This is a genomic window from Pseudomonas sp. CCI4.2 (assembly GCF_034350045.1).
Taxonomy (GTDB): Bacteria; Pseudomonadota; Gammaproteobacteria; order Pseudomonadales; family Pseudomonadaceae; genus Aquipseudomonas.
Window position 1 is genome coordinate 2259870 of record NZ_CP133781.1, and the last position, 25310, is coordinate 2285179.

The 25310-nt window shown below is 58.7% G+C and carries 19 protein-coding genes; 12 read left to right on the plus strand and 7 right to left on the minus strand.

Annotated elements, in window-relative coordinates:
* Positions 1-4 precede the first annotated feature (4 nt).
* Positions 5-790, minus strand: coding sequence for a TatD family hydrolase (locus tag RHM65_RS10240; protein WP_322185295.1), 786 nt, complete (start codon positions 788-790; stop codon positions 5-7).
* A complete protein-coding gene (cra, locus tag RHM65_RS10245; protein ID WP_322184885.1) occupies positions 787-1782 on the minus strand; it encodes a catabolite repressor/activator in 996 nt (331 codons plus the stop codon). Before cra ends, RHM65_RS10240 begins: the two co-directional genes overlap by 4 nt.
* A gap of 358 nt (positions 1783-2140) precedes the next feature.
* On the opposite strand from cra, the gene ptsP reads away from it, so the two are divergent.
* From ptsP to RHM65_RS10265, 4 genes are all read left to right on the plus strand, one after another.
* Positions 2141-5062, plus strand: a complete 2922-nt coding sequence (gene ptsP, locus RHM65_RS10250; RefSeq protein WP_322184887.1) for a phosphoenolpyruvate--protein phosphotransferase — start codon at positions 2141-2143, stop codon at positions 5060-5062.
* On the plus strand, positions 5062-6003 hold the full coding sequence (gene pfkB / locus RHM65_RS10255; protein WP_322166084.1) for a 1-phosphofructokinase: 942 nt from the start codon (positions 5062-5064) through the stop codon (positions 6001-6003). Before ptsP ends, pfkB begins: the two co-directional genes overlap by 1 nt.
* A gap of 15 nt (positions 6004-6018) precedes the next feature.
* On the plus strand, positions 6019-7758 hold the full coding sequence (locus RHM65_RS10260; protein ID WP_322184889.1) for a PTS fructose-like transporter subunit IIB: 1740 nt from the start codon (positions 6019-6021) through the stop codon (positions 7756-7758).
* 120 nt (positions 7759-7878) lie between these two features.
* Positions 7879-8820 carry an AEC family transporter gene (locus RHM65_RS10265; protein WP_322166082.1) on the plus strand — a complete coding sequence of 314 codons (942 nt, stop codon included), beginning with the start codon at positions 7879-7881 and terminating at the stop codon, positions 8818-8820.
* 9 nt (positions 8821-8829) lie between these two features.
* Here the strand turns inward: RHM65_RS10265 and RHM65_RS10270 are convergent, their stop codons facing one another.
* The 5 genes from RHM65_RS10270 to gatC form a co-directional block, all read right to left on the minus strand.
* Positions 8830-9876: a calcium/sodium antiporter gene (locus RHM65_RS10270; RefSeq protein ID WP_322171143.1), complete on the minus strand. Its 1047-nt coding sequence runs from the start codon at positions 9874-9876 to the stop codon at positions 8830-8832.
* Between the two features lie 45 nt (positions 9877-9921).
* A complete protein-coding gene (locus RHM65_RS10275) occupies positions 9922-10293 on the minus strand; it encodes a septal ring lytic transglycosylase RlpA family protein (protein WP_322184891.1) in 372 nt (123 codons plus the stop codon).
* Positions 10294-10456: 163 nt separating this feature from the next.
* A complete protein-coding gene (gene gatB / locus RHM65_RS10280) occupies positions 10457-11902 on the minus strand; it encodes an Asp-tRNA(Asn)/Glu-tRNA(Gln) amidotransferase subunit GatB (RefSeq protein WP_322184893.1) in 1446 nt (481 codons plus the stop codon).
* Positions 11903-11913: 11 nt separating this feature from the next.
* Positions 11914-13365, minus strand: coding sequence for an Asp-tRNA(Asn)/Glu-tRNA(Gln) amidotransferase subunit GatA (gene gatA, locus RHM65_RS10285; protein ID WP_322184894.1), 1452 nt, complete (start codon positions 13363-13365; stop codon positions 11914-11916).
* A 15-nt stretch (positions 13366-13380) separates the two neighbouring features.
* On the minus strand, positions 13381-13668 hold the full coding sequence (gatC, locus tag RHM65_RS10290; protein ID WP_322166078.1) for an Asp-tRNA(Asn)/Glu-tRNA(Gln) amidotransferase subunit GatC: 288 nt from the start codon (positions 13666-13668) through the stop codon (positions 13381-13383).
* Between the two features lie 209 nt (positions 13669-13877).
* Here gatC and mreB point away from each other — a divergent pair, with 209 nt between their 5' ends.
* The 8 genes from mreB (at position 13878) to tldD (ending at position 25282) form a co-directional block, all read left to right on the plus strand.
* On the plus strand, positions 13878-14915 hold the full coding sequence (gene mreB, locus RHM65_RS10295; protein ID WP_322166077.1) for a rod shape-determining protein MreB: 1038 nt from the start codon (positions 13878-13880) through the stop codon (positions 14913-14915).
* A gap of 226 nt (positions 14916-15141) precedes the next feature.
* Complete coding sequence (gene mreC, locus RHM65_RS10300) at positions 15142-16320, plus strand: rod shape-determining protein MreC (RefSeq protein WP_416195127.1); 1179 nt, start codon at positions 15142-15144, stop codon at positions 16318-16320.
* Complete coding sequence (gene mreD / locus RHM65_RS10305) at positions 16320-16811, plus strand: rod shape-determining protein MreD (RefSeq protein WP_322166076.1); 492 nt, start codon at positions 16320-16322, stop codon at positions 16809-16811. Before mreC ends, mreD begins: the two co-directional genes overlap by 1 nt.
* A gap of 106 nt (positions 16812-16917) precedes the next feature.
* On the plus strand, positions 16918-17529 hold the full coding sequence (locus tag RHM65_RS10310) for a Maf family protein (RefSeq protein ID WP_322166075.1): 612 nt from the start codon (positions 16918-16920) through the stop codon (positions 17527-17529).
* On the plus strand, positions 17526-18983 hold the full coding sequence (gene rng / locus RHM65_RS10315) for a ribonuclease G (protein WP_322184896.1): 1458 nt from the start codon (positions 17526-17528) through the stop codon (positions 18981-18983). The genes RHM65_RS10310 and rng overlap by 4 nt, the downstream gene beginning before the upstream one ends.
* Positions 18984-19127: 144 nt before the next feature.
* Positions 19128-22943 carry a YhdP family protein gene (locus tag RHM65_RS10320; protein ID WP_322184898.1) on the plus strand — a complete coding sequence of 1272 codons (3816 nt, stop codon included), beginning with the start codon at positions 19128-19130 and terminating at the stop codon, positions 22941-22943.
* Between the two features lie 45 nt (positions 22944-22988).
* On the plus strand, positions 22989-23846 hold the full coding sequence (locus tag RHM65_RS10325; RefSeq protein ID WP_322166072.1) for a carbon-nitrogen hydrolase family protein: 858 nt from the start codon (positions 22989-22991) through the stop codon (positions 23844-23846).
* Positions 23843-25282, plus strand: coding sequence for a metalloprotease TldD (tldD, locus tag RHM65_RS10330; RefSeq protein WP_322184900.1), 1440 nt, complete (start codon positions 23843-23845; stop codon positions 25280-25282). The genes RHM65_RS10325 and tldD overlap by 4 nt, the downstream gene beginning before the upstream one ends.
* The last annotated feature ends 28 nt before the right edge of the window (positions 25283-25310 follow it).

Below are 25310 nucleotides of genomic sequence, written 5' to 3' on the forward strand. Positions count from 1 at the left end.
CTGCTTATTTCCAGTTGAACAGCTCGTAGGCGTTGCGGGTGCTGGCGTTGGCCAACTCCTCAGCTGGCACGCCCATTAACTGGGCCAGGGCCAAGCAGATGTCAGGCAAATGCTCGGGGCTGTTGCGCTGGTTAGGGTACATGGCGGGCGCCATGTCCGGGGCGTCGGTCTCCAGCACGACGCTGTCCAGCGGCAGTTTAGCGATGACCCGGTGCATGCGCAGCGCTTGGGGCCAAGTCGCTGCACCCCCCAAACCGAGCTTGAACCCAAGCTTGATGTATTCATCCGCTTCTTCCCGGCTTCCGGCAAACGCATGGATGATCCCACCGCGCTTGAGCTTGTAGTCTTTGAGTGTGGCGATTACGTTGGCGTGGCTGCGTCTGACATGCAAAAGGGCCGGCAAATTGAAGTCGACGGCCAGTTGCAGTTGCGCCTCGAACATCCCTTGTTGACGGTCTCGGTCCAGGGTCTCAACAAAGTAATCCAGCCCGAATTCACCCACCGCGCACAGCTGTGGATGTCCCTTGAGGCGTGTCAGCCAGTCGCCCAATTCCTCCACGTGGTCAAGCAGATGCTCATCGAGATACAGTGGGTGCAGGCCGAATGCCGCGAACAGGCTGGCGTCGCTTTGCACCAAATCCCACACCCGCGGCCAGTTGCGCTGATGCACACCTAGCACCACCGCCCGTTCGACGCCCACCGCTCGGCAGTTTGCCATCAGCGTCTGGCGGTCAGCGTCGAAGTCTGGAAAATCCAAATGAGTATGGGTGTCGATCAACGTCATATTCAGACCTCGTGAATACGTTGTTTGAACGTCCGCGCAATGGCATGCACGCCGGGCTGGTAATCGTCTTTTTCCACCGCCGCTAACGCCAGCGCCAGTGCTTGATCCGCGATCAGTGGGTGCTGTTGCGCCATGGCATTGACCGGCAGCGGCAGGAAGTCTAGCAATTGAGTGTCACCGAAGGTGCCTAAATGCAGTTGCGCCGGATTCAGCGCCTGACTGTGCAGCAGGTCAAAAACACCCTGCAACAACACGTAGGACGTGGTGATCAGTGCGTCGGGCAACTGGCCCAAACGTTCAAGCAGTTCGCTGGCCAGTCGCTTGCCACACTCACGGCTAAAGGCTTCGCCCTGTTGAACGATGACCTCGCCGCTGAAGCGTGTGAGCGCTTGCTCGAAACCGGCGGTGCGGATCTGGCTGACGATCAGTTCTGGGTGCGCGCTGATCAGCGCGATGTGCCGGGGCATCGGCTTCAACAAGCTGTGGGTCAGTTGCAGGCTGGCTTGATGGTCATCGCTGACCACTGAGCAGAAATGCGCAGGGTCCATCTGGCGGTCTATCGCGATAATCGGCAGACCGACCTTTTGCAGTTCGCGGTAGCTGTCGTCATCGTATGGCAGGCAGCTGGCGACAAACAGCGCATCACAACGCCGGGCGCGAAACAGCTGCAGCAGTTGCAGCTCGCTGGCAGGGGAGTCGTCGGAGCTGGCAATCAGCAGTTGATAGCCGTGGGCGCGGGCGCGTTGTTCCAGCAGTTTGGCGATGCGTGCGTAGCTGGGGTTTTCCAGGTCTGGGAGGATGAATCCCAGGGTTCGCGTATGACGGCTGCGCAAACCGGCGGCTTGTGGGTTGGGGCGGAAGCCATGTTGATCAACCACCTTGCGCACACGCTCGACGGTCGCGCTGCTGATGCGTTGCTGTTCGGCTTTGCCGTTGATGACGTAGCTGGCGGTGGTCACTGAAACACCGGCCAGACGAGCAATATCAGTGAGTTTCAACCCAATATCCTTTTTGTTGTTGGATTGCGGTGTGTCTGAAATACCGCTACAGCGGGTTACCTCCCGCTGACTTCTAATCTCAGGCGCTTATTCTCAGGAGACCTTCGCACAACTTGAAGCTCTCAGTTATTTCGCGCAATTTTTTGAAAAACCGTCCAAGTCATATGACGCTTGGGCTTCAACGGCAGCAGATTATCGAGTAACGTGCCGCACTTGACAGATTAATCGATTCAGCTTGAAAAATAATCCAGTCGCACTGCCCGCCTCATGGGTGTCAGAGGGTTATCGCCACACTCGCCTAAGCTGGTTCAATCGGTAATTGTGTGGATGCAGTCCCTAAAACAAAAAGGAGAAAGGCATGCTCGAACTCACCGTAGGGCAGATATCCATGGGCCAAACGGCCGTGGACAAATCTGCTGCATTGGAATTACTGGCCAGTAAACTGGTCGCCGATGGTTTGGTGGCTGAGGGTTATCTCCAGGGGCTGCAAGGCCGAGAGGCCCAAGGTTCGACCTTCCTGGGCCAAGGCATCGCCATTCCTCACGGCACTCCAGAAACCCGCGACCTGGTGCTCGCCACCGGCGTGCGCCTGTTGCAGTTCCCTAACGGCGTGGATTGGGGTGACGGGCAGATTGTGTACTTGGCCATTGGTATAGCGGCTAAAAGCGACGAACACTTACGTTTACTGCAACTGCTCACCCGTGCGCTGGGCGAAGCTGATCTAGGTGAGGCGTTGCGCCAGGCAACGACCCCTGACGCGTTGATTGGATTGTTGCAAGGTGCTCCGCAAGCCTTGGCCCTGGACGCGCAATTGATCAGCCTCGGTGTATCGGCCGATGATTTCGAAGAATTGGTGTGGCGCGGTGCTCGCCTGCTGCGCAAGGCTGATTGCGTAAGCAACGGCTTCGCTGCGGTACTGCAACAGGTTGAAGCGCTGCCGTTGGGCGATGGCCTTTGGTGGCTGCACAGTGAGCAAACCGTCAAGCGTCCCGGCCTGGCGTTTGTCACGCCAGACAAACCAATTCGTTTTCTAGGCAAACCGCTCACCGGGTTATTTTGCCTTGCCAGCATGGGTGAAGCCCATCAGGTACTGCTTGAGCGCTTGTGTGCGGTGTTGATCGAAGGCCGAGGCCACGAGTTGGGTCTCGCCACCAGCAGTCGCGCGGTATTGGCGGTACTGGGCGGCGAATTGCCCGAAGATTGGCCGAGCCAGCGGGTGACGCTAAGCAACGCCCATGGACTTCATGCCCGGCCGGCGAAGACCCTAGCGCAACTGGCTAAAACCTTCGAAGGCGAGATTCGCGTACGCGTTGTGGAAAGTGGCGAAAGTGCGGTGTCGGTCAAAAGCCTGACCAAGCTGCTGAGCCTGGGCGCGCGTCATGGTCAAACCCTGGAGTTCACCGTTGATCCCTCCGTCGCCATCAATGCGTTGCCCGCGCTGATTGCAGCGGTTCTCGAGGGGCTGGGTGAGGAAGTTGACGTGCTGTCCCGCCCATCCTCAGCGGCACCGGTGGTCGCCGCCGTATCGCCAGTGACGACGGCAATGAATACGGGCACCCAGAGCGTGATGGGGCCCGCCGATGGCGTTGTGATTCAAGCCATTGCTGCTGCCCCCGGTATTGCGGTGGGGCCGGCGCACATTCAGGTGCCGCAGCGGTTCGACTTTCCTTCACAGGGTGAATCAAGCGCGGCCGAGCACCAGCGCCTGCAATTGGCATTGTTTGCGGTGCGTCAGGACCTTGAAAGACTGATCCAGCGCGCCGAGGCCAAGGCGATTCGGGAGATTTTCGTTACTCACCAGGAAATGCTCGACGACCCCGGCTTGACCGACGAAGTCGCCGCCCGCCTGGAACAAGGCGAAAGTGCGCCGGCTGCCTGGATCGGCGTCATCGAAGCCGCCGCCTTGCAGCAGGAGCAATTGCACGACGCACTGCTGGCCGAGCGCGCCGCAGACCTGCGAGACATCGGGCGCCGGGTGCTGGCGCAGTTATGCGGTGTGGAAACGGTCGCCGAGCCCGAGCAACCGTACATTCTGGTCATGGCAGAAGTCGGCCCGTCCGATGTCGCACGCCTCAATCCCGCACGGGTCGCCGGCATACTGACAGCCCGTGGTGGCGCGACTGCACACAGCGCCATTGTCGCCCGCGCCTTGGGCATTCCGGCGGTGGTGGGGGCGGGCGACGCGGTGTTGCTGATCAAACCCGGTACGCCGTTGCTGCTCGATGGCCTGCGCGGACGACTCAGCGTCGCGCCAGATACCGCCACCTTGCTGCGCGCCATCCATGATCGCGACATCCGCACAGAGCGCTTGAATGCGGCTGCCGCATTACGCCTGGAACCCGCGCTGACCCGTTGCGGGCACGCCGTGGAGGTGTTCGCCAATATCGGTGACAGCGCGAGCACAGCGCTGGCAGTGGAACTCGGAGCGGAGGGCGTTGGCCTGCTGCGCACTGAGCTGATTTTCATGGCCCATGCCCAGGCCCCAGACGAAGCCACCCAAGAAGTTGAATACCGACGCGTGCTGGATGCCCTCCAGGGACGACCGCTGGTGGTGCGAACGCTGGACGTGGGCGGCGACAAGCCGTTGCCGTATTGGCCAATGGGCAAGGAAGAAAATCCGTTCTTGGGCGTACGAGGCATTCGTCTGACTTTGCAACGACCGGACATCATGGAAAGCCAACTGCGTGCTCTATTGCGCGCTGCCGACAATCGCCCGTTGCGGATCATGTTTCCTATGGTCGGCACCGTTGAAGAGTGGCGTCAGGCGCGGGACATGACCTTGCGCCTGCGTGAAGAAATTCCCGTGGCGGACCTGCAACTGGGGATCATGATCGAAGTGCCATCGGCGGCATTATTGGCGCCTGTGTTAGCGCGGGAAGTGGATTTCTTCAGCGTGGGCACCAACGATCTGACGCAGTACACCTTGGCCATCGATCGCGGTCATCCGACATTATCGGGTCAGGCAGACGGCCTACACCCCGCCGTATTGCAACTGATCGACATCACCGTGCGCGCTGCCCATGCCCACGGTAAGTGGGTCGGCATCTGCGGTGAGTTAGCGGCTGATCCAGTGGCGGTGGCGCTGTTGGTGGGACTGGGCGTCGATGAGTTGAGTGTCGCGGCGCGCAGCATCGGCGAAGTCAAAGCCTGCGTCCGTGAGTTGAACTTGGGCGACGTGCAACACCTGGCGCAGCGTGCGTTAACGCTTGGGACAGCCACCGAAGTGCGTGCGCTTGTTGAAACCTTGGCAATGGATGCCCGGCTTTTGGAGGCTTTGTAATGGCGAAAATTCTAACCCTGACGCTAAACCCGGCACTGGACCTGACCGTACAGATGGGCCCGTTGCAGGTGGGACAGGTCAATCGCAGCCACGCCATGTTCACTCATGCCGCTGGCAAAGGCCTGAATGTCGCGCAGGTGTTGGCCGACTTGGGGCACGAATTGACGGTGGGTGGATTTCTCGGCATCGACAATCAGCAGCCGTTCGAGACGCTGTTTGCCCATCGGCGGTTCGTCGACGAGTTCGTCCGGGTGCCCGGTGAAACCCGCAGCAACATCAAGTTGGCCGAGAGCAGCGGGCGCATTACCGACCTGAACGGCCCAGGGCCGCAGGTCGGTGAAGATCTGCAACATGAGTTGATGACCCGTCTGGAACAAATCGCCGGGGGGTTCGACGCCGTAGTAGTGGCCGGCAGCTTGCCGCGCGGCGTCAGCCCTCAATGGCTGCAAGCGCTATTGCTGCGTCTCAACGCCATGGGCCTGAAAGTCGCCCTCGACACCAGTGGGATGGCGTTACGCGCCGCGCTGTCGGCGAGCCCATGGTTGATAAAACCCAACACCGAAGAGTTGGCCGAGGCGTTGGATGCACCGATTATTTCCATTGAGGCCCAGGCCGAGGTGGCCGCTCGTTTGCGTGGGCAAGGCATCGAGCACGTGGTGATTTCCCAAGGGTCGCAAGGGGTGCACTGGTTTAGTTCTGTCGTGGCGTTGCAAGCGTTGCCACCCCAGGTGACGGTCGCCAGCACGGTCGGTGCCGGGGATTCATTGCTGGCGGGAATGGTTCACGGCCTGATCAGCGGGCATTCGCCACAACAGACCCTGCGCACCGCCACCGCGATCGCGGCGATGGCAGTGACCCAAATCGGTTTCGGCATCAGTGATTTGGCGCAACTGAAATTGCTTGAAAAGGGCGTCAACGTGCGCGCCCTGACAGAACAATAAGAAGGATTGTCACCCATGAAGTTAGTCATCATTACCGCCTGCCCCAATGGAAAAATCAGCAGCTTTCTCAGTGCCCGTTTGCTGGAAGCCGCCGCGCAACGACAGGGTTGGCACACCAGTGTTGAGGTTCATGACCCTCGTCAGCCGGATAATCAACTGTCGCCCGAAGTGATTGTCGCCGCTGATTGGGTGTTGGTGGTCAACACCGGCGAGTTGGATTTGAGCCGCTTTGTGGGCAAGCCTGTGTTTCAGACCACACCCGCTCACGCGTTGGAGGATATTGCAGGTTTTTTGCGCAGCGCTGCTGAGCAAGCCGTCGTGCTGGCCGCAGCACCCGTTAAAACGTCGCCATCAACCACCGCAAACGCCAGATCCCCACGCTTGGTCGCGGTCACAGCCTGCCCGACCGGGGTCGCCCACACGTTCATGGCAGCGGAAGCTATTCAGCAATCGGCCAAGCGCTTGGGTTATGAGCTGCATGTGGAGACCCAAGGCTCGGTGGGCGCGCGCAACCCATTGGGCGCCCAGGCCATCGCTGAGGCGGACGTGGTGTTGCTGGCGGCAGACATCGAGGTCAATACCGAGCGGTTTGCCGGGAAACGAATTTATCGCTGCGGCACCGGCGTTGCGCTTAAACACCCGGACGCTACCTTGAAAACAGCCTTGGCCGAAGGCTCGGTGGAGTCGGCGGTGGGCGCGAACGTAGCACCGCGCAAAAAAGAGCGAACTGGCGTCTACAAGCACCTGTTGACCGGTGTGTCGTTCATGTTGCCGATGGTGGTGGCGGGGGGGCTGTTGATCGCGTTGTCGTTTGTTTTCGGGATCCACGCCTATGAAGAACCAGGCACGTTGGCCGCTGCATTGATGAAAATCGGTGGCGACACCGCGTTCAAATTGATGGTGCCATTGCTGGCCGGTTACATCGCTTATTCGATTGCCGACCGTCCGGGCCTCGCGCCGGGAATGATTGGTGGTTTGCTCGCGAGTACCTTGGGTGCGGGGTTTATCGGCGGGATCATTGCTGGTTTTCTGGCGGGTTACAGCGCATGGGCGATCAACCGTTACGCGCGGCTGCCGGCAAGTCTGGAGGCGCTTAAGCCGATTCTGATCATTCCACTGTTGGCGAGTTTGTTCACCGGGCTGGTGATGATCTACGTGATAGGCACTCCCGTGGCAGCGATGCTGCTGGGGTTGACGCATTTTCTCGACAGCATGGGCACGACCAATGCGGTGCTGTTGGGCGTGTTGCTTGGTGCCATGATGTGCGTCGACTTGGGTGGGCCGATCAACAAAGCGTCTTATGCGTTTTCGGTGGGGCTGCTGGCATCCCAGAGTTATGCGCCCATGGCCGCCGCGATGGCCGCCGGTATGGTGCCGCCCATTGGCATGGCCATCGCCAGCGTCATCGCGCGGCACAAGTTCGCGCAAAGCGAGCGCGAGGCGGGCAAGGCGGCGTTGGTGTTGGGCCTGTGTTTTATTTCTGAGGGCGCGATTCCATTCGCCGCGAAAGACCCGTTGCGCGTGATCCCGGCCAGCGTCGCCGGCGGCGCGCTGACTGGGGCATTGTCGATGTTCTTTGGCTGCAAACTCATGGCGCCCCACGGCGGCTTGTTCGTAATGTTGATCCCGAACGCGATCAACCACGCGTTGTTGTACCTGCTCGCCATCGTCGCCGGCAGCCTGCTGACCGGTGTGTCGTATGCGCTGCTGAAGCGACCGGAAGTGGTGGAACTGGAAGGCGTGCCGGTGGTGTAACACATTGGCCCCGCCCCCCGTATGCCCGAATAAATTCGGTCTCACACCGCCTGCACAGTGAATCTGGACGCCCGCTGACATATCATTTGCCACCTAACGACAGGTCAGGGTTTTGAACGCATGCTGGGTATACTTTTAGAAACCCTGAATATCACCGCGCCGGTTTTTGCCATGCTCTTTCTCGGCGTGGCGCTCAAGCGGGTGGGCTGGATCAATGACAGCTTCATCCATACCGCTTCGGCCTTGGTATTCAACGTCACCATGCCTGCGTTGCTGTTCCTCGGCATCATTCATGCGGACCTGAGCGCGGCGCTAAAGCCGGCGCTGCTGGGGTATTTCTTCGTCGCAACGCTGGTCAGCTTTGCCTTCGCCTGGGGCTGGGCGATTTGGCGCTGTCCTTACGAAGACCGAGGAATTTTCACCCAAGGCGCGTTTCGTGGGAACAACGGCGTCATTGGCCTCGCGCTGGCGGGTAGTCTGTATGGCGACTATGGGATTTCCTTGGGTGCGATTCTCGCGGCGCTGGTGATTCTGTTCTACAACACGTTGTCGACCATTGTGCTCGCGGTCTACAGTCCGGTAATCAAGTCCGATCCGTGGAGCGTGTTCAAAAGCATCCTGTGCAATCCCCTGATTATCAGCGTGCTGGCGGCGGCGCCGTTTGCGTACTTCAAAATCGGCCTGCCGGGCTGGCTGCAAACTTCGGGTGAATACCTGGCGCAGATGACGCTGCCGCTGGCGTTGATTTGTATTGGCGGCACCTTGTCGCTGGCGGCGTTGCGCAAAAGTGGCGACATAGCGATCAGCGCCAGCATGGTGAAAATGATCTGGCTGCCGGTGCTCAGCACCTTGGGCGCATGGTTGTGTGGTTTTCGCGGGGCAGAGTTGGGGATTTTGTTTCTGTACTTCGGCAGCCCAACCGCGTCAGTCAGCTTTGTGATGGCGCGGGCGGCCAATGGCAATCATGAATTGGCGGCGGCAATTATCGTGATCACCACCCTGGCCGCGGCGGTAACCACCAATATCGGTATTTTCATCTTGCAGTGGGGCGGTTGGATTTAGTCCGCCGTCTTAGTGCTGACGCCGCCACGCTCTCACCGTAGTGAATAAGATGAGCGCCGCCAGCAGCGGCAGAACCCCGTAGCTCATCAGTTTTTCCAAGGTGTTGGCCAGTGGCATTCCGGTGGTGAACGAGACGATGTGCAGTCCATAAGCCAAGTACAGCGACAACAACAGTAAACCCTCGGTGCGCGTGACCCGATAGCCGGAATAGAACACCGGCAAACACACCGCAGAAACCGCCAGCATCACCGGCAAATCGAAATTCAGCGCGTTCGGCGATATGGACAACGGGCTCGGTGCGACCATCGCCGTCAGTCCCAATACGCCGAGCAGGTTGAACAGATTGCTGCCAATCACGTTCCCGACTGCAATATCCCGTTCGCCGCGCATGGCGGCGATCAACGACGTGGTCAGCGCGGGTAACGAGGTGCTGCCCGCGATCACAGTCAAGCCGATCACCCGTTCCGATAGACCGAGATCCTGAGCGATGACTGCGGCGGCCTGTACCAGCAAGCCTGCACCCATCACCAGCAGCGCCAGACCGAAAACCATGGTCATGAGGCTGACGAATTGCTGTGCGCGGGACGCGTGGGGTTGTCCCGGTGGGTTTTTCGGCACCTGCCCCTGCGAGCGTCGCGCCAGCACCAGTAAATAGGCCAGCAATGCAAACAGAAGGATGGCGCCATCAATAGCGCTGAGTTCGCCGTTATACGCCAAGGCGAAGACCAGCGCGCTGGCGCCGATCATTAACGGGATGTCGACGCGTACCAGTTGGCGGGCAACTCGCAGTGGGATGATTAGCGCGCAAAGACCGAGGGTGACCAGCACATTGAAAATGTTGCTGCCCACCACACTGCCCACTGAGATGTCGGGACTGGATGAAAAAGCCGCTTGCAAGCTAACCGCCATTTGCGGAGCGCTGCTGCTCATGGCAACCACCGTCAACCCGATGATCAATGGGCGGACTTTTAGGCTGGCGGCCAGGCGCACAGCGGCACGGACTGATAACTCAGCGCCAATCACCAATAAAAATAAGCCGCCGAACAGTTGAAGCAGATTCGGCAGCGCAAGCGTGGATAGCTCGAGAATTCAATTCACCCGTCAGTTGCCTAAGGTCTGTACGCGTACCTGCGCCACACCAGCGCCCAGCATACCGAGTTGTTCTGCCGCTTTGCGTGACAAATCGATCAGACGCCCGCGGGTGTGAGGGCCGCGATCATTGACCCGAACTTCGACGGTTTTATTGTTATCCAGATTAGTCACCAACAGCCGCGTGCCGAAGGGTAAGTCTCGGTGTGCGGCGGTCAGTGAGTTTTGGTCGAAACGCTCACCGCTGGCAGTGCGTTTACCTTGATGCTTGGCACCGTAAAACGAAGCGCTACCGGTTTCGTTGTAACCACGGGGATTGATGTCATGGCTGGCACAACCGGCCAGCACACTCAGTAATGCGCACGCGCTGAAGAGCCGCCACATGGTTTGGTCCTTCAATGTTTGTCGGCTTGGATTAACCCAACACTTCTGTGGGACCGAGTTCATTCGGGAAGCGGACAACGCGGTGTATTTGAGTGACCGCGGTGCTGCATTCGCGAATGAATTCGGTCCCACACCTGCATAGGATGAGACCCCGAATCCGGGGTTACCCCTCCAGTTTGTTTTTCAGCAGTTCATTCACCTGTTGCGGGTTGGCTTTGCCTTTGGACGCTTTCATGGCCTGGCCGACGAAGAAGCCGAACATCTTGCCGCGTTTGGCTTCGTCTGCTGCACGGTAATCCAGGACTTGTTGGGCGTTGACCGCCAGCATTTCGTCGAGCATGGACTCGATGGCGCCGCTGTCGGTGACTTGTTTCAGGCCGCGTTGCTCAATGACTTCATCAGCGCTGCCTTCGCCATTGGCCATGCCTTCAAACACCATCTTCGCGATCTTGCCGGAGATGGTGTTGTCGGTAATGCGCAGCAGCATGCCGCCCAATTGCTCGGCGCTGACCGGTGATTGGTCAATTTCCACGGCCAGTTTGTTCAGCAAGCTGCCCAGTTCGACCATGACCCAGTTGGCGGCCAGTTTGGCGTCGCCACTGATGCTCACGACTTTTTCGAAGTAATCGGCTTGCTCACGGCTCGAAGCCAACACGCTGGCGTCGTAAGCCGATAAGCCAAACTGCGCCTGGAAGCGTTCGCGTTTTTGCGGCGGCAATTCAGGCAGGGTGGCGCGGACTTCATCGAGGAACGAATTCTCGATCACCACCGGCAGCAGGTCTGGGTCCGGGAAGTAACGGTAGTCGTTGGCTTCCTCTTTGCTACGCATGGCGCGGGTTTCGTCTTTGCTTGGGTCGTACAGACGGGTTTGCTGGATGACGCGCCCACCGTCTTCGATCAGCTCGATCTGGCGCCGAACTTCGGTGTTGATGGCTTTCTCGATGAAGCGGAACGAGTTGACGTTCTTGATCTCGCAGCGGGTGCCAAACTCGACTTGCCCAAACGGACGGATCGACACGTTACAGTCGCAACGCAGAGAGCCTTCAGCCATGTTGCCGTCGCAAATGTCCAGGTAACGAACCAGTGCGTGCATGGCTTTGACGTAAGCCACGGCTTCTTTGGCGGAACGCATGTCGGGTTCGGAAACGATTTCCAGCAGCGGCGTGCCCGCGCGGTTCAGGTCAATCCCGGTCATGCCGTTGAAATCTTCATGCAGGCTTTTGCCGGCATCTTCTTCCAAGTGCGCGCGGGTGACGCCGATACGTTTGACCGTGCCGTCTTCCAAGGTGATGTCCAGATGGCCCTTGCCAACAATTGGCAACTCCATTTGGCTGATCTGATAACCCTTTGGCAGATCCGGGTAGAAATAGTTTTTGCGCGCGAACACGTTGTGTTGGCCAATCTCGGCGTCAATCGCCAAGCCCAGCTTGACCGCCATCCGCACCGCTTCCTGGTTGAGCACCGGCAATACGCCAGGCATGCCGAGGTCGACAAGGCTGGCTTGGGTGTTCGGCTCAGAGCCAAACGTGGTGCTGCTGCCGGAGAAAATCTTCGATTGGGTCGAGAGCTGAGTATGAATCTCCAGCCCGATCACAACTTCCCATTGCATGTGTTTTCTCCTTAGAAGCCTGATGGCGTGCGCGTGTGCCAATCGGTCACTTGTTGATACTGGTGAGCGACGTTTAGCAAGCGGCCTTCCTGGAAATACGGGGCCAGCAATTGCACCCCAACGGGCAAGCCTTCAACGAAACCAGCTGGCATGGACAAGCCTGGCAAGCCCGCGAGGTTGGCGGTGATGGTGTAGAAGTCTTCCAGATAGGCAGAAATCGGATCATCGTTCTTGGCGCCGATTTTCCAGGCCGGGTTCGGCGTGGTTGGACCCAGAATCACGTCAACTTCAGTGAACGCGTTCATGAAGTCGTTCTTGATAAGGCGACGAATTTTCTGCGCTTGCAGGTAGTACGCGTCGTAATAACCGGCGGACAGCGCATAGGCGCCGACCAAAATTCGCCGCTGCACTTCTGGGCCGAAGCCTTCTGCCCGAGAACGCTTGTACAGGTCTTCAAGGTTTTTCGGGTCTTCACAACGATGGCCAAAACGCACGCCATCGAAACGTGACAGGTTCGACGAGGCCTCAGCGGGCGCGATCACGTAGTAAGCCGGGATGGCGTGTTGCAGGTTTGGCAGGCTGACTTCCTTGACGACGGCGCCGAGTTTTTCCAGCTCCTTGACGCTTTCAAGCACCAATTCAGCGATGCGTGGGTCAAGACCTGCACCGAAGTATTCTTTTGGAATGCCGATACGCAGCCCTTGTAGCGAGCCGTTGAGGCTGGCGGCGTAATCCGGCACGGGCTCGTCGATGCTGGTGGAGTCCTGCGGATCGAAGCCGGCCATGCCTTGCAGCAGCAGGGCGCAGTCTTCAGCGGTGCGTGCCAATGGACCGGCCTGATCGAGGCTGGAGGCGTACGCGATCATTCCCCAGCGCGACACACGACCGTATGTCGGTTTCAGGCCGGTGAGGTTGGTCAATGCCGCCGGCTGACGAATGGAACCGCCGGTGTCAGTGCCCGTAGCGGCAGGTAGCAGACGAGCGGCTACGGCGGCTGCCGAACCGCCCGACGAGCCGCCGGGAACATGTTCGAGGTTCCACGGGTTTTTAACAGGGCCGTAGTAGCTCGACTCGTTGGCAGAACCCATGGCGAACTCGTCCATGTTGGTCTTGCCCAGCGTCACTGTGCCCGCCGCCGCCAGCTTGGCAACAATGGTTGCGTCGTAGGGTGCTTTGAAGTTGTCAAGCATCTTCGAGCCGCAACTGGTGCGTACGCCCTGTGTGCAGAACAAATCTTTGTGAGCCAAAGGGACACCCAGCAGGGCGCCACTCTCGCCAGCAGCGCGCCGGGCATCAGCCGCGCGCGCCTGGACAGTTGCCAGGTCTTCGGTGAGCGTGATGAAGCTATTGATCTTGGGGTCAAGTTGGGCGATACGCGCCAGCAAAACCTGAGTCAATTCTTCGGAAGAAAACTTTTTTTCGGCGAGTCCGCGGGCGATCTCGGCCAGAGTCAAATGGTGCATTGCAGGCTCTTTCCCTTACTCGATGACTTTCGGAACCAGATAAAGGCCGTTTTCGACCGCTGGTGCGATGGCTTGGTAAGCGTCGCGCTGATTTCGCTCGGTCACGACGTCCGCACGAAGGCGTTGAGAGGCTTCGAGCGGGTGCGCCAGTGGCTCGATACCGCGGGTATCGACGGCTTGCATCTGATCTACCAGCCCGAGAATATTATTAAGTGCATCGGTAGTACGCGGAATATCAGCTTCATTCAGGCCTAATCGAGCCAAATGAGCGATTTTTTCCACGTCGGAGCGATCAAGCGCCATGGGAATCTCCAGTGGAAAGCAGACGGATGGGATCCGTGTGTTAGATTGTGCGAACACTACCGCATTTCTGCGGTCGTATGGCCGCGAACGTCTTAGGTCGTGCTTGGAAAAACAGCCAATTTAACATATTGGCTCCTTGCCCAAAATCCCTGTCGTTGTTAGAGTTTGCCGCACTTTTTTACTCACGCGTTGCCTAGGGTCCTTTTCCCATGTTCAAGAAACTGCGTGGCATGTTCTCAAGCGATCTCTCGATCGACCTGGGCACTGCCAACACCCTTATTTACGTGCGTGAGCGCGGTATCGTACTGAATGAACCGTCGGTTGTGGCTATCCGCACCCACGGGAATCAGAAAAGCGTCGTTGCGGTCGGGATGGAAGCCAAGCGTATGCTCGGCCGGACTCCAGGCAATATCGCGGCCATTCGTCCGATGAAAGACGGCGTTATTGCCGACTTCAGCGTGTGCGAAAAAATGCTGCAGTACTTTATCAACAAGGTTCATGAAAACAGCTTTCTGCAGCCAAGCCCTCGGGTGCTGATCTGCGTACCGTGCAAATCCACCCAGGTGGAGCGTCGGGCCATCCGTGAATCGGCCCTTGGTGCCGGTGCTCGTGAAGTGTTCCTGATCGAGGAGCCAATGGCTGCCGCGATCGGTGCTGGCTTGCCAGTGGAAGAAGCGCGCGGCTCGATGGTTGTCGATATCGGTGGTGGTACCACTGAAATCGCACTGATCTCACTCAACGGTGTGGTGTATGCCGAGTCCGTGCGAGTGGGCGGCGACCGTTTCGACGAAGCGATCATCACTTACGTGCGTCGCAACTACGGCAGCCTGATTGGTGAATCCACAGCCGAGCGCATCAAGCAGGAAATCGGCACCGCTTACCCAGGCGGAGAAGTGCGGGAAGTTGACGTACGTGGCCGTAACCTGGCTGAAGGCGTTCCACGTGCCTTTACGCTGAACTCCAACGAAGTGCTTGAAGCGCTGCAGGAATCCTTGGCGACCATCGTTCAGGCGGTTAAAAGCGCGCTGGAGCAATCGCCGCCGGAATTGGCTTCGGACATCGCCGAGCGCGGTCTGGTACTGACCGGTGGTGGCGCCTTGTTGCGTGACCTCGACAAGTTGCTGGCCCAGGAAACAGGTTTGCCGGTGATCGTTGCCGAAGACCCGCTGACCTGCGTTGCTCGCGGCGGCGGTCGTGCGCTGGAAATGATGGACAAACACACCATGGATCTGCTCTCTACCGAGTGAGTTCGCTGAGCGCAAAGCCCAGCAGCCGTGGTCTACAGGTAGCAGCAATGCTGCCTGTATTCGTTAGGCTGGCGCCAAATAGGGCGTTATTTTCTGTCCATTGTTGTTAGGCCGGTTGCATGCCGTATGAAGAATAAGTACAACCAGTTGATGCTCAATCCATCGAACGCATGCCCGCGAGGAGCGGCCTATTAAACCGCTTTTCGCAAAAGGCCCCTCACTGGGTGTGCGCCTGTTGGTACTGGTCGTCTTATCCGTTGCGCTGATGGTGGTGGATGCCCGTTTCACGGTTTTGAAGCCCGTCCGCAGCCAGATGTCGCTGGTATTGATGCAGTCCTACTGGATTGCCGATCTACCTCAACGCCTTTATCAAGGTGTCGCCAGCCAATTTGGCAGCCGCACCGAACTTGTCGCCGAGAACGAAAAACTCAAGACTGAAGCCTTGCTGCTGCAAGGGCGCCTGCAAAAGCTGGCGGCCTTGACTGAGCAGAATGTGCGTCTGCGCGAATTGCTCAACTCTTCCGCGCTGGTCAACGAAAAGGTCGAAGTGGCCGAGTTGATCGGCATGGACCCGAATCCGTTTACACAACGCATCATCATCAACAAGGGTGAGCGCGACGGCGTGGTGCTGGGTCAGCCCGTCCTTGATGCGCGGGGTCTGATGGGCCAGGTGGTCGAGCTGATGCCCTATACCTCCCGAGTCCTGCTGCTGACCGATACCACCCACAGCATCCCGGTTCAGGTCAATCGCAACGGCTTGCGTGCCATTGCCAGCGGCACCGGCAATCCGGAACGCCTGGAACTGCGGCATGTGGCCGACACGGCCGACATCAAGGAAGGCGACCTGTTGGTCAGTTCTGGCCTCGGCCAGCGCTTCCCGGCGGGTTACCCGGTGGCGACGGTCAAGGAAGTGATTCACGACCCTGGCCAACCTTTCGCCATTGTGCGAGCCGTTCCCACTGCTGCATTGAATCGCAGCCGTTACCTGTTGTTGGTGTTCAGTGATGGCCGGTCACCCGAGCAACGGGCGGCCGACGCCGCGCAAGCTCAGGAGGCGATTGATCATCCTGGCGCAGAGGCCGCTACGCCTGCCAATCCTTCGGTGCCCGGCGGTGTGATACCTGCGGGTACGCACGCTATATCTACTGTCGGTGCGGTGCATGCCCCAGCGACCCCTGCTGCGGCGCACGCTGTTGCGGCCCCTGCAACGCCGGCTGCTTCGCATGCCCCGACGTCGCCAGCCTCAGCCCATGGCTCGACAGCGCCGGCGCATACGACGGTTCCGGCGCCAGCGGTCCCCGCACCTCATGCGGCGGCGATCCCGGCTGCGAAGCCGCCGGTCAAGACCGCTGTGCCCAAGCCACCGGTTACCGCACCCGCAGCACCTAAGGCAAGGGAAGAATAATGGTCCGTCTGGCGCCCGCAAAAAATGGTTGGGTAGTGTGGTTCAGTTTTGCTATCGGCCTGCTGCTGAGTGTCTCGCCACTGCCGCAGTTCATGGAAATATTTCGCCCGCTCTGGCTAGCGCTGCTGTTGGCGTTCTGGGCGTTGGCACTGCCACATAAAATCGGCATGACCACTGCGTGGATGCTCGGGCTGGCCGAAGACGTGCTTTATGGCACATTGCTCGGACAGAACGCGATGATTCTGACCCTGATCACCTTTTTAGTGATGTCCCTGCAGCAGCGTATGCGCACCTTCCCGATGTGGCAGCAGTGCATGGTCATTCTGGTGATTTTCGGCTTGGCGCAGTTGGCGCAACTTTGGTTGAGTGCCTTGACCGGTAATCGCCAGCCCACGCTGGCGTTGGTATTGCCAGCGCTGGTCAGTGCGCTACTGTGGCCATGGGTCAGTTATGGCTTGAGAGGCTTGAGCAAGCGCTTGGCTATTTATTGAGCTGTTTAACCGGTCATGTACTTGGCTGACGTTTTCCACGGTGGCATTTTTCGCAGAGTCACGAACACAGTGGCGATGCCCTGATCACCGACAAGGAGATGTCCTTATGCCCTTGCTTTATCTGGCTTCTGGTTCACCGCGTCGCCGTGAGTTATTGACGCAGATAGGCGTGCCCTTTACCACGCTCAGCGCTGACATAGACGAAACCCCTTTTCCTGAAGAGTCTCCGGTGGCCTACGTGGAGCGGCTGGCGAGCGCAAAGGCCGAGGCGGGTTTGGCGTTGCTCGCAATCAACGCAACGGGCCCAACAGCGTGCGTCTTGGGCGCCGATACCGCCGTTGTTCTCGACGGTCGAATCCTGGGCAAACCGGTTGATCAAGCCGATGCACTGGCCATGCTGAGTGCACTGTCCGGCCGGGAGCATGAAGTGCTGACCTCCGTTGCGCTCGTCGACCATCAAAGATCTGAAGTTCGCACCGTCCATAGCCTTGTTCGGTTTCGTTCGATCAAGAGCGCGGAGGCTCAGGCCTATTGGGACAGCGGCGAACCACAAGACAAGGCTGGTGGTTATGCAATTCAAGGACTGGCGGCGATATTCGTCGATAGCCTGCAAGGCAGTTATTCAGCCGTCGTCGGTTTGCCATTGTGCGAAACCGCAGAAATGCTTGGCCGTTTCGGCATACCCTGTTGGCAACGCCTGGAAGGTAAGAAGCCATGAGTGAAGAGATACTGATCAACATCACGCCGATGGAGTCGCGCGTGGCCGTGGTTGAGAACGGTGTGCTGCAGGAAGTCCACGTTGAGCGGACCCAGCGGCGCGGTATCGTTGGCAACATTTACAAAGGCAAAGTCGTGCGGGTCTTACCCGGCATGCAAGCGGCGTTTATCGACATTGGTTTGGACCGCGCCGCGTTTATTCACGCCTCGGAAATCTCCATGCGCGAAGGCCCGTCGGTTGAAAGTATCAGCTCGCTGGTTCACGAAGGTCAGGGCCTGGTGGTGCAAGTCACCAAAGACCCGATCGGCAGCAAAGGTGCCCGCCTTACCACTCAATTGTCGATCCCGTCGCGCTACCTGGTGTACATGCCCCGGACCGCTCACGTTGGAATTTCGCTGAGAATCGAAGACGAGGCTGAGCGTGAGCGACTCAAAAAAGTAGTTACCGACTGCGTCGCGCAAGAAGGCATCAAGGAAGCCGGCGGTTTTATTCTGCGAACGGCAGCCGAAGGTGCCGGCGCCGATGAGATCCTAATGGACATCCGCTACCTGCGCCGTCTGTGGGATCAAATTGGCGTGCAAATCCAGACCGTCAGCGCCCCCAGCGTGATTTACGAAGACCTCGGCCTGGCTTTGCGCACGTTGCGTGATCTGGTCAGCCCCCGGATCGAAAAAATTCGTATTGATTCACGGGAAACCTTTCAGAGAACCACTCAATTCGTCTCCGAGCTAATGCCGGAAATTGCCGATCGTCTGGAGCATTACCCTGGCGAGCGGCCTATTTTCGACCTGTATGGCGTCGAAGACGAAATCCAGAAAGCCCTCGAACGTAAGGTGCCGCTCAAGTCGGGCGGCTACCTGGTGATCGACCCGGCCGAAGCGATGAGCACCATCGACGTCAATACCGGTGCGTTTGTTGGTCATCGCAACCTGGAAGAAACTATCTTCAAGACCAATCTCGAAGCCGCCACCGCCATTGCACGCCAACTACGCCTGCGCAATCTGGGCGGGATCATCATCATCGACTTCATTGACATGGAGGATGGTGAACACCAGCGTCAGGTTTTGCGAACGCTGGAAAAACAACTGGAGCGCGATCACGCCAAGACCAACATCATCGGCATTACCGAGTTGGGCCTGGTGCAGATGACCCGCAAGCGCACCCGCGAAAGTCTTGAGCAAGTGCTGTGCGAGCCCTGCAGCAGTTGTCAGGGCCGCGGCAAGTTAAAGACCCCCGAAACAGTTTGCTACGAAATTTTTCGCGAAATCCTCCGTGAAGCCCGCGCGTATCAAGCTGAAGGCTATCGTGTGTTGGCGAATCAGAAAGTCGTGGACCGCCTGCTTGACGAAGAGTCAGGTAATGTCGCTGAGTTGGAAGGTTTTATCGGCCGCACTATTCGTTTTCAGGTCGAGACCATGTACTCCCAGGAACAATATGACGTCGTGTTGCTCTGATCAGCGACCCGTCAGCTTCAGAATAATGGCAGGACGCCTTCTAATGAGAATTATGCGTGGCGAATGAGCAATCCCCGATCCTCCCGATGACTGCGCGGCTGTGCCGTTGGCATGTTCAGACTTTAACTTGGACGGTCCGCTGATATGGGGCGGCTGACACGGGTTCTTGGCGTCTTGATTCGTTTGGGCTTGGGCTCGTGCGCGTTGTTTTTGGTGCTGACGGCGCTCTACGTCAGTGTGGGCAGGCAGCTGGTCCCGCTGGTCGCCGAGTATCGCTCCGAGATTGAGACCAAAGCCCGCGCCGCATTGGATATGCCTCTGAGCATCGGCAGTCTTGAAGGTCGTTGGAGTGGGTTTGCCCCCGTGTTGTTGGCCCATGATGTGATCGTAGGCGATGGCGCCAACGCGTTGCGCCTGGATCATGTCAGGGCAGTGCCGGATCTTTGGGCCAGCTTGGTGGCCCACGAAGTGCGCATCGCTCATCTTGAACTCGATGGCTTGCAACTGAGCCTCAAAGAAGACCATGACGGGCATTGGGCACTTCAGGGACTGCCGGTTAAAGACGATAAACCGCTCGATCCAGAACAGATGTTGACCCAGATAAAAGCGGTGGCACGCCTGTCATTGCTCGACAGCCAGGTCACATTGCAGCCCTATGGGCAGCCACCGCTAACGTTCACCTATCTCAGTTTTACCCTCGAAACTGCGGGCGATAACCAGCGGCTTGACGCGCGTTTGACCTTGCCGGATGGCCAGCCGATGGCGCTCAACCTGCGTTCACGGGTGCAGCCGCAAAATTGGCGCGATGGCGAAGCCCAAGCGTACATGAGCCTGCCGCAAAGTGATTGGGCGCATTGGCTGCCAGCCAGCCTCACCCAGCAGTGGAAGTTGTCTTCGCTTAAGGCGGGCGGTGAGCTATGGCTGACGTGGGGCAAAGGCATGCTGCAAAGTGCGGTGGCCCGGGTGAATGCGCCGCAGTTCATCGGTGCCTACGCTGACCGCAAGCCGGCCAAGATCAGCAATCTGGCAGTCAATGCCTGGTTCCGGCGTGAAGAGACGGGTTTTACCCTGTCCCTCGAATCACTGGCGATGAACATTGGCGACAAACGCTGGGAAAGCCGAATTCAGCTCAAGCAGCAAGCTGCCACTGCCGACAACGACGAACGCTGGCACGTGCAGGCCGACCGTCTGGATCTGACGCCTATTACGCCGATTCTTGACTCGCTGGCGCCGCTGCCCGATCAACTCATGGTGGTGCTGGATAACCTGAAAGTGACCGGCGGTGTGCGCAACGTCCTGCTTGATTACCGACCTCAGGCCACTGACGACACACGGTTCAGTTTTGCCGCCAATCTCGACAAAGTAGGTTTCAACGCCTACCACGGCGCCCCGGCGGCCGGAAATGTCAGTGGCAGCATCAGTGGCGATTTAGGTCAGGGTGAGCTGCGCCTCGATACCGACGACTTCATGCTGTACCTGTATCCGATCTTTGCTAAACCGTGGCAATACCAGAAAGCCAACGCCCGATTGACCTGGAAGCTGGACAAGCAAGGTTTTACCTTGATTGCGCCGTATATCAAGGTGCTCGGCGACGAGGGGCAAATCGCCAGCGATTTTCTGATTAGGCTGCACTTCGATTCTCCGCTGGAAGACTACATGGACCTGCGTGTCGGTCTGGTTGATGGAGATGGTCGTTACACCGGCAAGTATTTACCGGCAGTGCTTAGCCCGGCGCTGGATGAGTGGTTACGCACTTCGATTCTGGGAGGCGTCGTGGATCAGGGTTACTTCCAGTATCAAGGCTCGCTGCAGCACGATGCAGTGGATGCGGCGCGTAACATCAGTCTGTTTTTCAAAGTTCACGACGCTTCGTTGGCGTTTCAACCGGGTTGGCCGCAACTGAGCGGCGTAGACGGCAAAGTATTTGTTGATGGGGCTGGCGTCAGAATCAAGGCCAGTAAGGGCACTCTGCTGAACACCCAAGTCAGCAATGTCCTGGTTAATATTCCCCATGCCGCTGCCGGGAAAAATAGCCATTTATTGGTCGACAGTGACTTCGCGGGGGATTTGGCCGACGGCGTGAAAATCCTCCAGGAAGCGCCCATAGGGACCGCGGATACGTTCGCTGGTTGGCAGGGTGATGGCCCCTTGCAGGGCAAACTCAAACTGGACATACCCTTGGGAAAAGGCGAAGAACCTAAAGTTTTGGTGGATTTCGACACCGACGGTTCGCGTCTGAGGTTGGCGAACCCTTCACTGGACTTGACCCAACTCAAAGGCTCGTTTCGCTTCGACAACACCAAGGGCCTGAGCGGCAACAACATTCGCGCTCAAGCGTTTGAACACTCCGTCACCGCGCAAATTTTTGCCGAAGGCAAACCCGGGGCGATCACTACCCGGATCGCCGCCAGCGGCCAAGTGGGACAGAAACGCCTCGCCGAATGGTTGGGGGATTCCCAGCCGATGCCGGTTTCCGGCGATATGCCGTTCCAATTGCAAGTGACCCTGGGCGGTGCCAACAGCCAGCTTCAGATTGATTCCAACCTTAAAGGACTCGCTGTCGACTTGCCGGCACCGTTCGGCAAGGGCGCTGATGAGTCCCGTGACAGCCAGTTTCGAATGAATTTGCAAGGCCCGGAGCGGCGTTTCTGGGTCACCTACGGCGACCTTGCCAACCTCGCTTTCGCTTCACCCGCTGGAAAGATGGCGCAAGGGCGGGGTGAGCTGTTTCTCGGTAAGGGCGGCGCGGTTGTTCCAGACGCCAAAGGCCTGAGAGTGCGCGGTGAATTGTCCGAGTTGGACGTTGCACCCTGGAAAAGCGTAGTCGACCGCTATGCGGGTAACGATCCCGGCGGCAGCGCCAAGCAGCTGTTGAGCAACGCAGACCTGCAAATCGGCAAGCTGAGCGCTTTGGGTTCGACTCTCGAAAATGTCAGCGTGCAGCTTGATCGCAAAGACGCTGCATGGGCCGTGGCGGTGGACAGTTCATTGCTCAAAGGTAGCGCCAGTTTGCCCGACGCGAAAACGGCGCCGATCGCTATCGACCTGCTGTACGTGAAGTTGCCAGCCGCCGACCCCAATGCCGCCGTGGTAGAGAATGCACCGGACCCGCTGGCGGATGTTGATCCCCGCTCGATTCCGGCCATGGACATCAAGATCACCCAGCTGTTTCAGGGCGATCAATTGATTGGCGGCTGGTCGCTTAAGGCGCGACCGGCCCCGAACGGAACACGACTGTCGGATTTGAGCCTGGGTCTCAAAGGCATGTTGCTGCAGGGTGAAGGGGGGTGGGAAGGGGCGCCCGGATCGACCAGCAGTTGGTACAAGGGTCAAATCGACGGTAAGAACTTGGCAGATGTGTTGAAAGCCTGGGGCTTTGCGCCCTCAGTTACTAGTGAGTCCTTCGAGCTTAACGCCGATGGCCGCTGGCCCGGCTCACCCGCCTGGGTTGCGCTCAAGCGTTACTCGGGCAGCCTCGATGCGACATTGCGCCGAGGCCAGTTCGTTGAAGTCGAAGGCACTGCTCAGGCGCTCAGGGTGTTTGGCCTGCTGAACTTCAACTCCATTGGCCGCCGATTACGCCTGGATTTCTCGGACTTGCTCGGTAAAGGCCTGAGCTACGATCAAGTCAAAGGCCTGCTGGTTGCCAGCGATGGCGTCTATGTAACGCGCAACCCGATCACTTTGACCGGTCCATCGAGCAACCTTGAGCTTGATGGCACGTTGGACATGGTCAAGGACCGAGTCGACGCGAAACTACTCGTGACGCTGCCGGTGACCAATAACCTGCCCATTGCTGCGCTGATCATAGGTGCACCTGCAATTGGCGGTGCCTTGTTCCTGGTCGATAAGCTATTGGGCGATAAGGTCGCCCGGTTTGCCAGCGTGCAATACAGCGTCCAAGGACCTGTCAAAGACCCGAAAATCACGTTCTACAAACCTTTTGAAAAACCTCAATAGCGCGGGTTGGAGTACAGTGGCCGCATGTCTTGTCCGGAGCGCGCCATGTCTTTTGCCGTGATTCAAATGGTCAGCAACAGCGATGTGCTGGCCAATCTTGCTCAGGCCCGTCGCCTTCTGGAGCAGGCGGCAGCGGCTGGCGCACGCCTCGCCGTACTGCCGGAAAACTTCGCTGCAATGGGTCGTCGAGACGTCGCGGAAATCGGTCGTGCCGAAGCGTTAGGCGAAGGTCCAATCCTGCCATGGTTGAAACTGGTCGCCCGCGACCTCAAGTTATGGATAGTTGCCGGCACATTACCGCTGCCACCGAGTGACCGACCGCACGGCAAAGTGACCGCGTGTTCGTTGTTGATCGATGAACACGGCGAGCCAGTAGCGCGTTACGACAAGTTGCACCTGTTTGATGTGGACGTTGCCGATAGCCGTGGCCGATACCGTGAGTCCGATGACTACGCTCACGGAAACAACGTGGTAGTAGCGGACACTCCCGTAGGACGCTTGGGGTTGAGCGTGTGTTACGACCTGCGCTTCCCCGAGTTGTACAGCGCGCTACGTGAGGCGGGGGCGCAGCTAATTACCGCGCCGTCGGCATTCACTGCGGTGACCGGTGCTGCACATTGGGACATCCTGATTCGGGCACGTGCGATAGAAACCCAGTGTTACCTGCTGGCAGCGGCGCAAGGCGGAATTCACCCTGGCCCCCGGGAAACTTACGGGCACGCGGCGATAATCGACCCTTGGGGGCGGGTTTTGGCCGAACAGGCCCAGGGAGAGGCTGTGCTGCTAGCCGAGCGCAACAGTGATGAACAGGCGTCCATACGGGCGCGGATGCCGGTGTCTAATCACCGGCGATTTTTTTCGCAGGACGCCGTGCGGCCTGTGCACACCTCGGAGTCAATATGAGCGATTTGTCCTCTGTCAGCGAACACCTTTTAGCGCCTGGCGGCCTGAGCCTCGACAGCTTGCAGTCGGTTCTTGGCGAGCTGGCCGGACCAGGGATCGATGCGGCTGACCTGTATTTCCAGGGACAGATTTCCGAATCCTGGGCATTGGAAGACGGCATCGTCAAGGAAGGCAGTTTCAACCTCGATCAAGGCGTCGGCGTGCGGGCGCAGTCGGGTGAGAAAACCGGCTTTGCCTACAGCAACACTATTACCCACGAAGCGTTGAGCTTGGCAGCACGTGCCGCGCGTTCGATTTCCCGGGCAGGGCAACAAGGCACGGTTCAGGCGTTTACGACGCAAGACGTGGCGCAGCTGTACGCGCCGGATAACCCGCTTGAAGTCATGAGCCGGGCGGAGAAGGTCGAGTTGCTCAAGCGTATCGATGTCGCCACCCGCGCATTGGATTCACGTATTCAGCAAGTCACCGTCAGCATGGCCGGTGTCTGGGAACGCATTCTGGTAGCGTCTACCGATGGTAGCTTGGCCGCAGATGTGCGTCCGCTGGTGCGATTTAACGTCAGCGTCATTGTCGAGCAAAACGGCCGACGTGAACGCGGCGGTCACGGCGGTGGTGGGCGTACCGATTACCGTTATTTCTTGAGCGATGACCGCGCCATGGGCTACGCCCGTGAAGCGCTGCGTCAGGCACTGGTCAATCTCGAAGCGATTCCGGCACCTGCGGGCACCTTGCCTGTGGTTCTGGGGCCGGGATGGTCGGGTGTGCTGTTGCATGAAGCGGTTGGTCATGGTCTGGAAGGCGATTTCAACCGCAAAGGCAGCTCCGCGTACAGCGGGCGCATGGGTGAAATGGTTGCGTCCAAGCTGTGCACCATCGTCGACGACGGTACGTTGGCCGGTCGCCGGGGTTCGTTGTCTGTGGACGATGAAGGCACGCCGACCCAATGCACCACACTGATTGAAAACGGCGTGCTCAAGGGCTACATGCAAGACAAGCTCAATGCGCGGTTGATGGGCGTGGCCCGGACCGGCAATGGCCGCCGTGAATCCTATGCGCACCTGCCGATGCCGCGCATGACCAATACCTACATGCTGGCTGGACAGAGTGATCCTGCGGAAATCATTGCTTCGGTGAAGCGCGGTATTTACTGCGCGAACCTGGGCGGCGGACAAGTGGACATCACCAGCGGCAAGTTCGTGTTCTCGACCAGCGAAGCGTATTTGATTGAAGACGGAAAGATCACTGCGCCGGTCAAAGGCGCGACCTTGATTGGCAACGGGCCAGAAGCCATGAGTCGAGTGTCGATGGTCGGCACCGACCTGTCGCTGGACAGCGGCGTAGGCACTTGCGGTAAAGACGGTCAGTCATTACCCGTGGGTGTGGGTCAGCCGACCTTGAAGATCGATGCCATCACGGTAGGTGGTACAGGCGGTTGAACGTGAGCCGGGGTTGGGTGATAAAAAT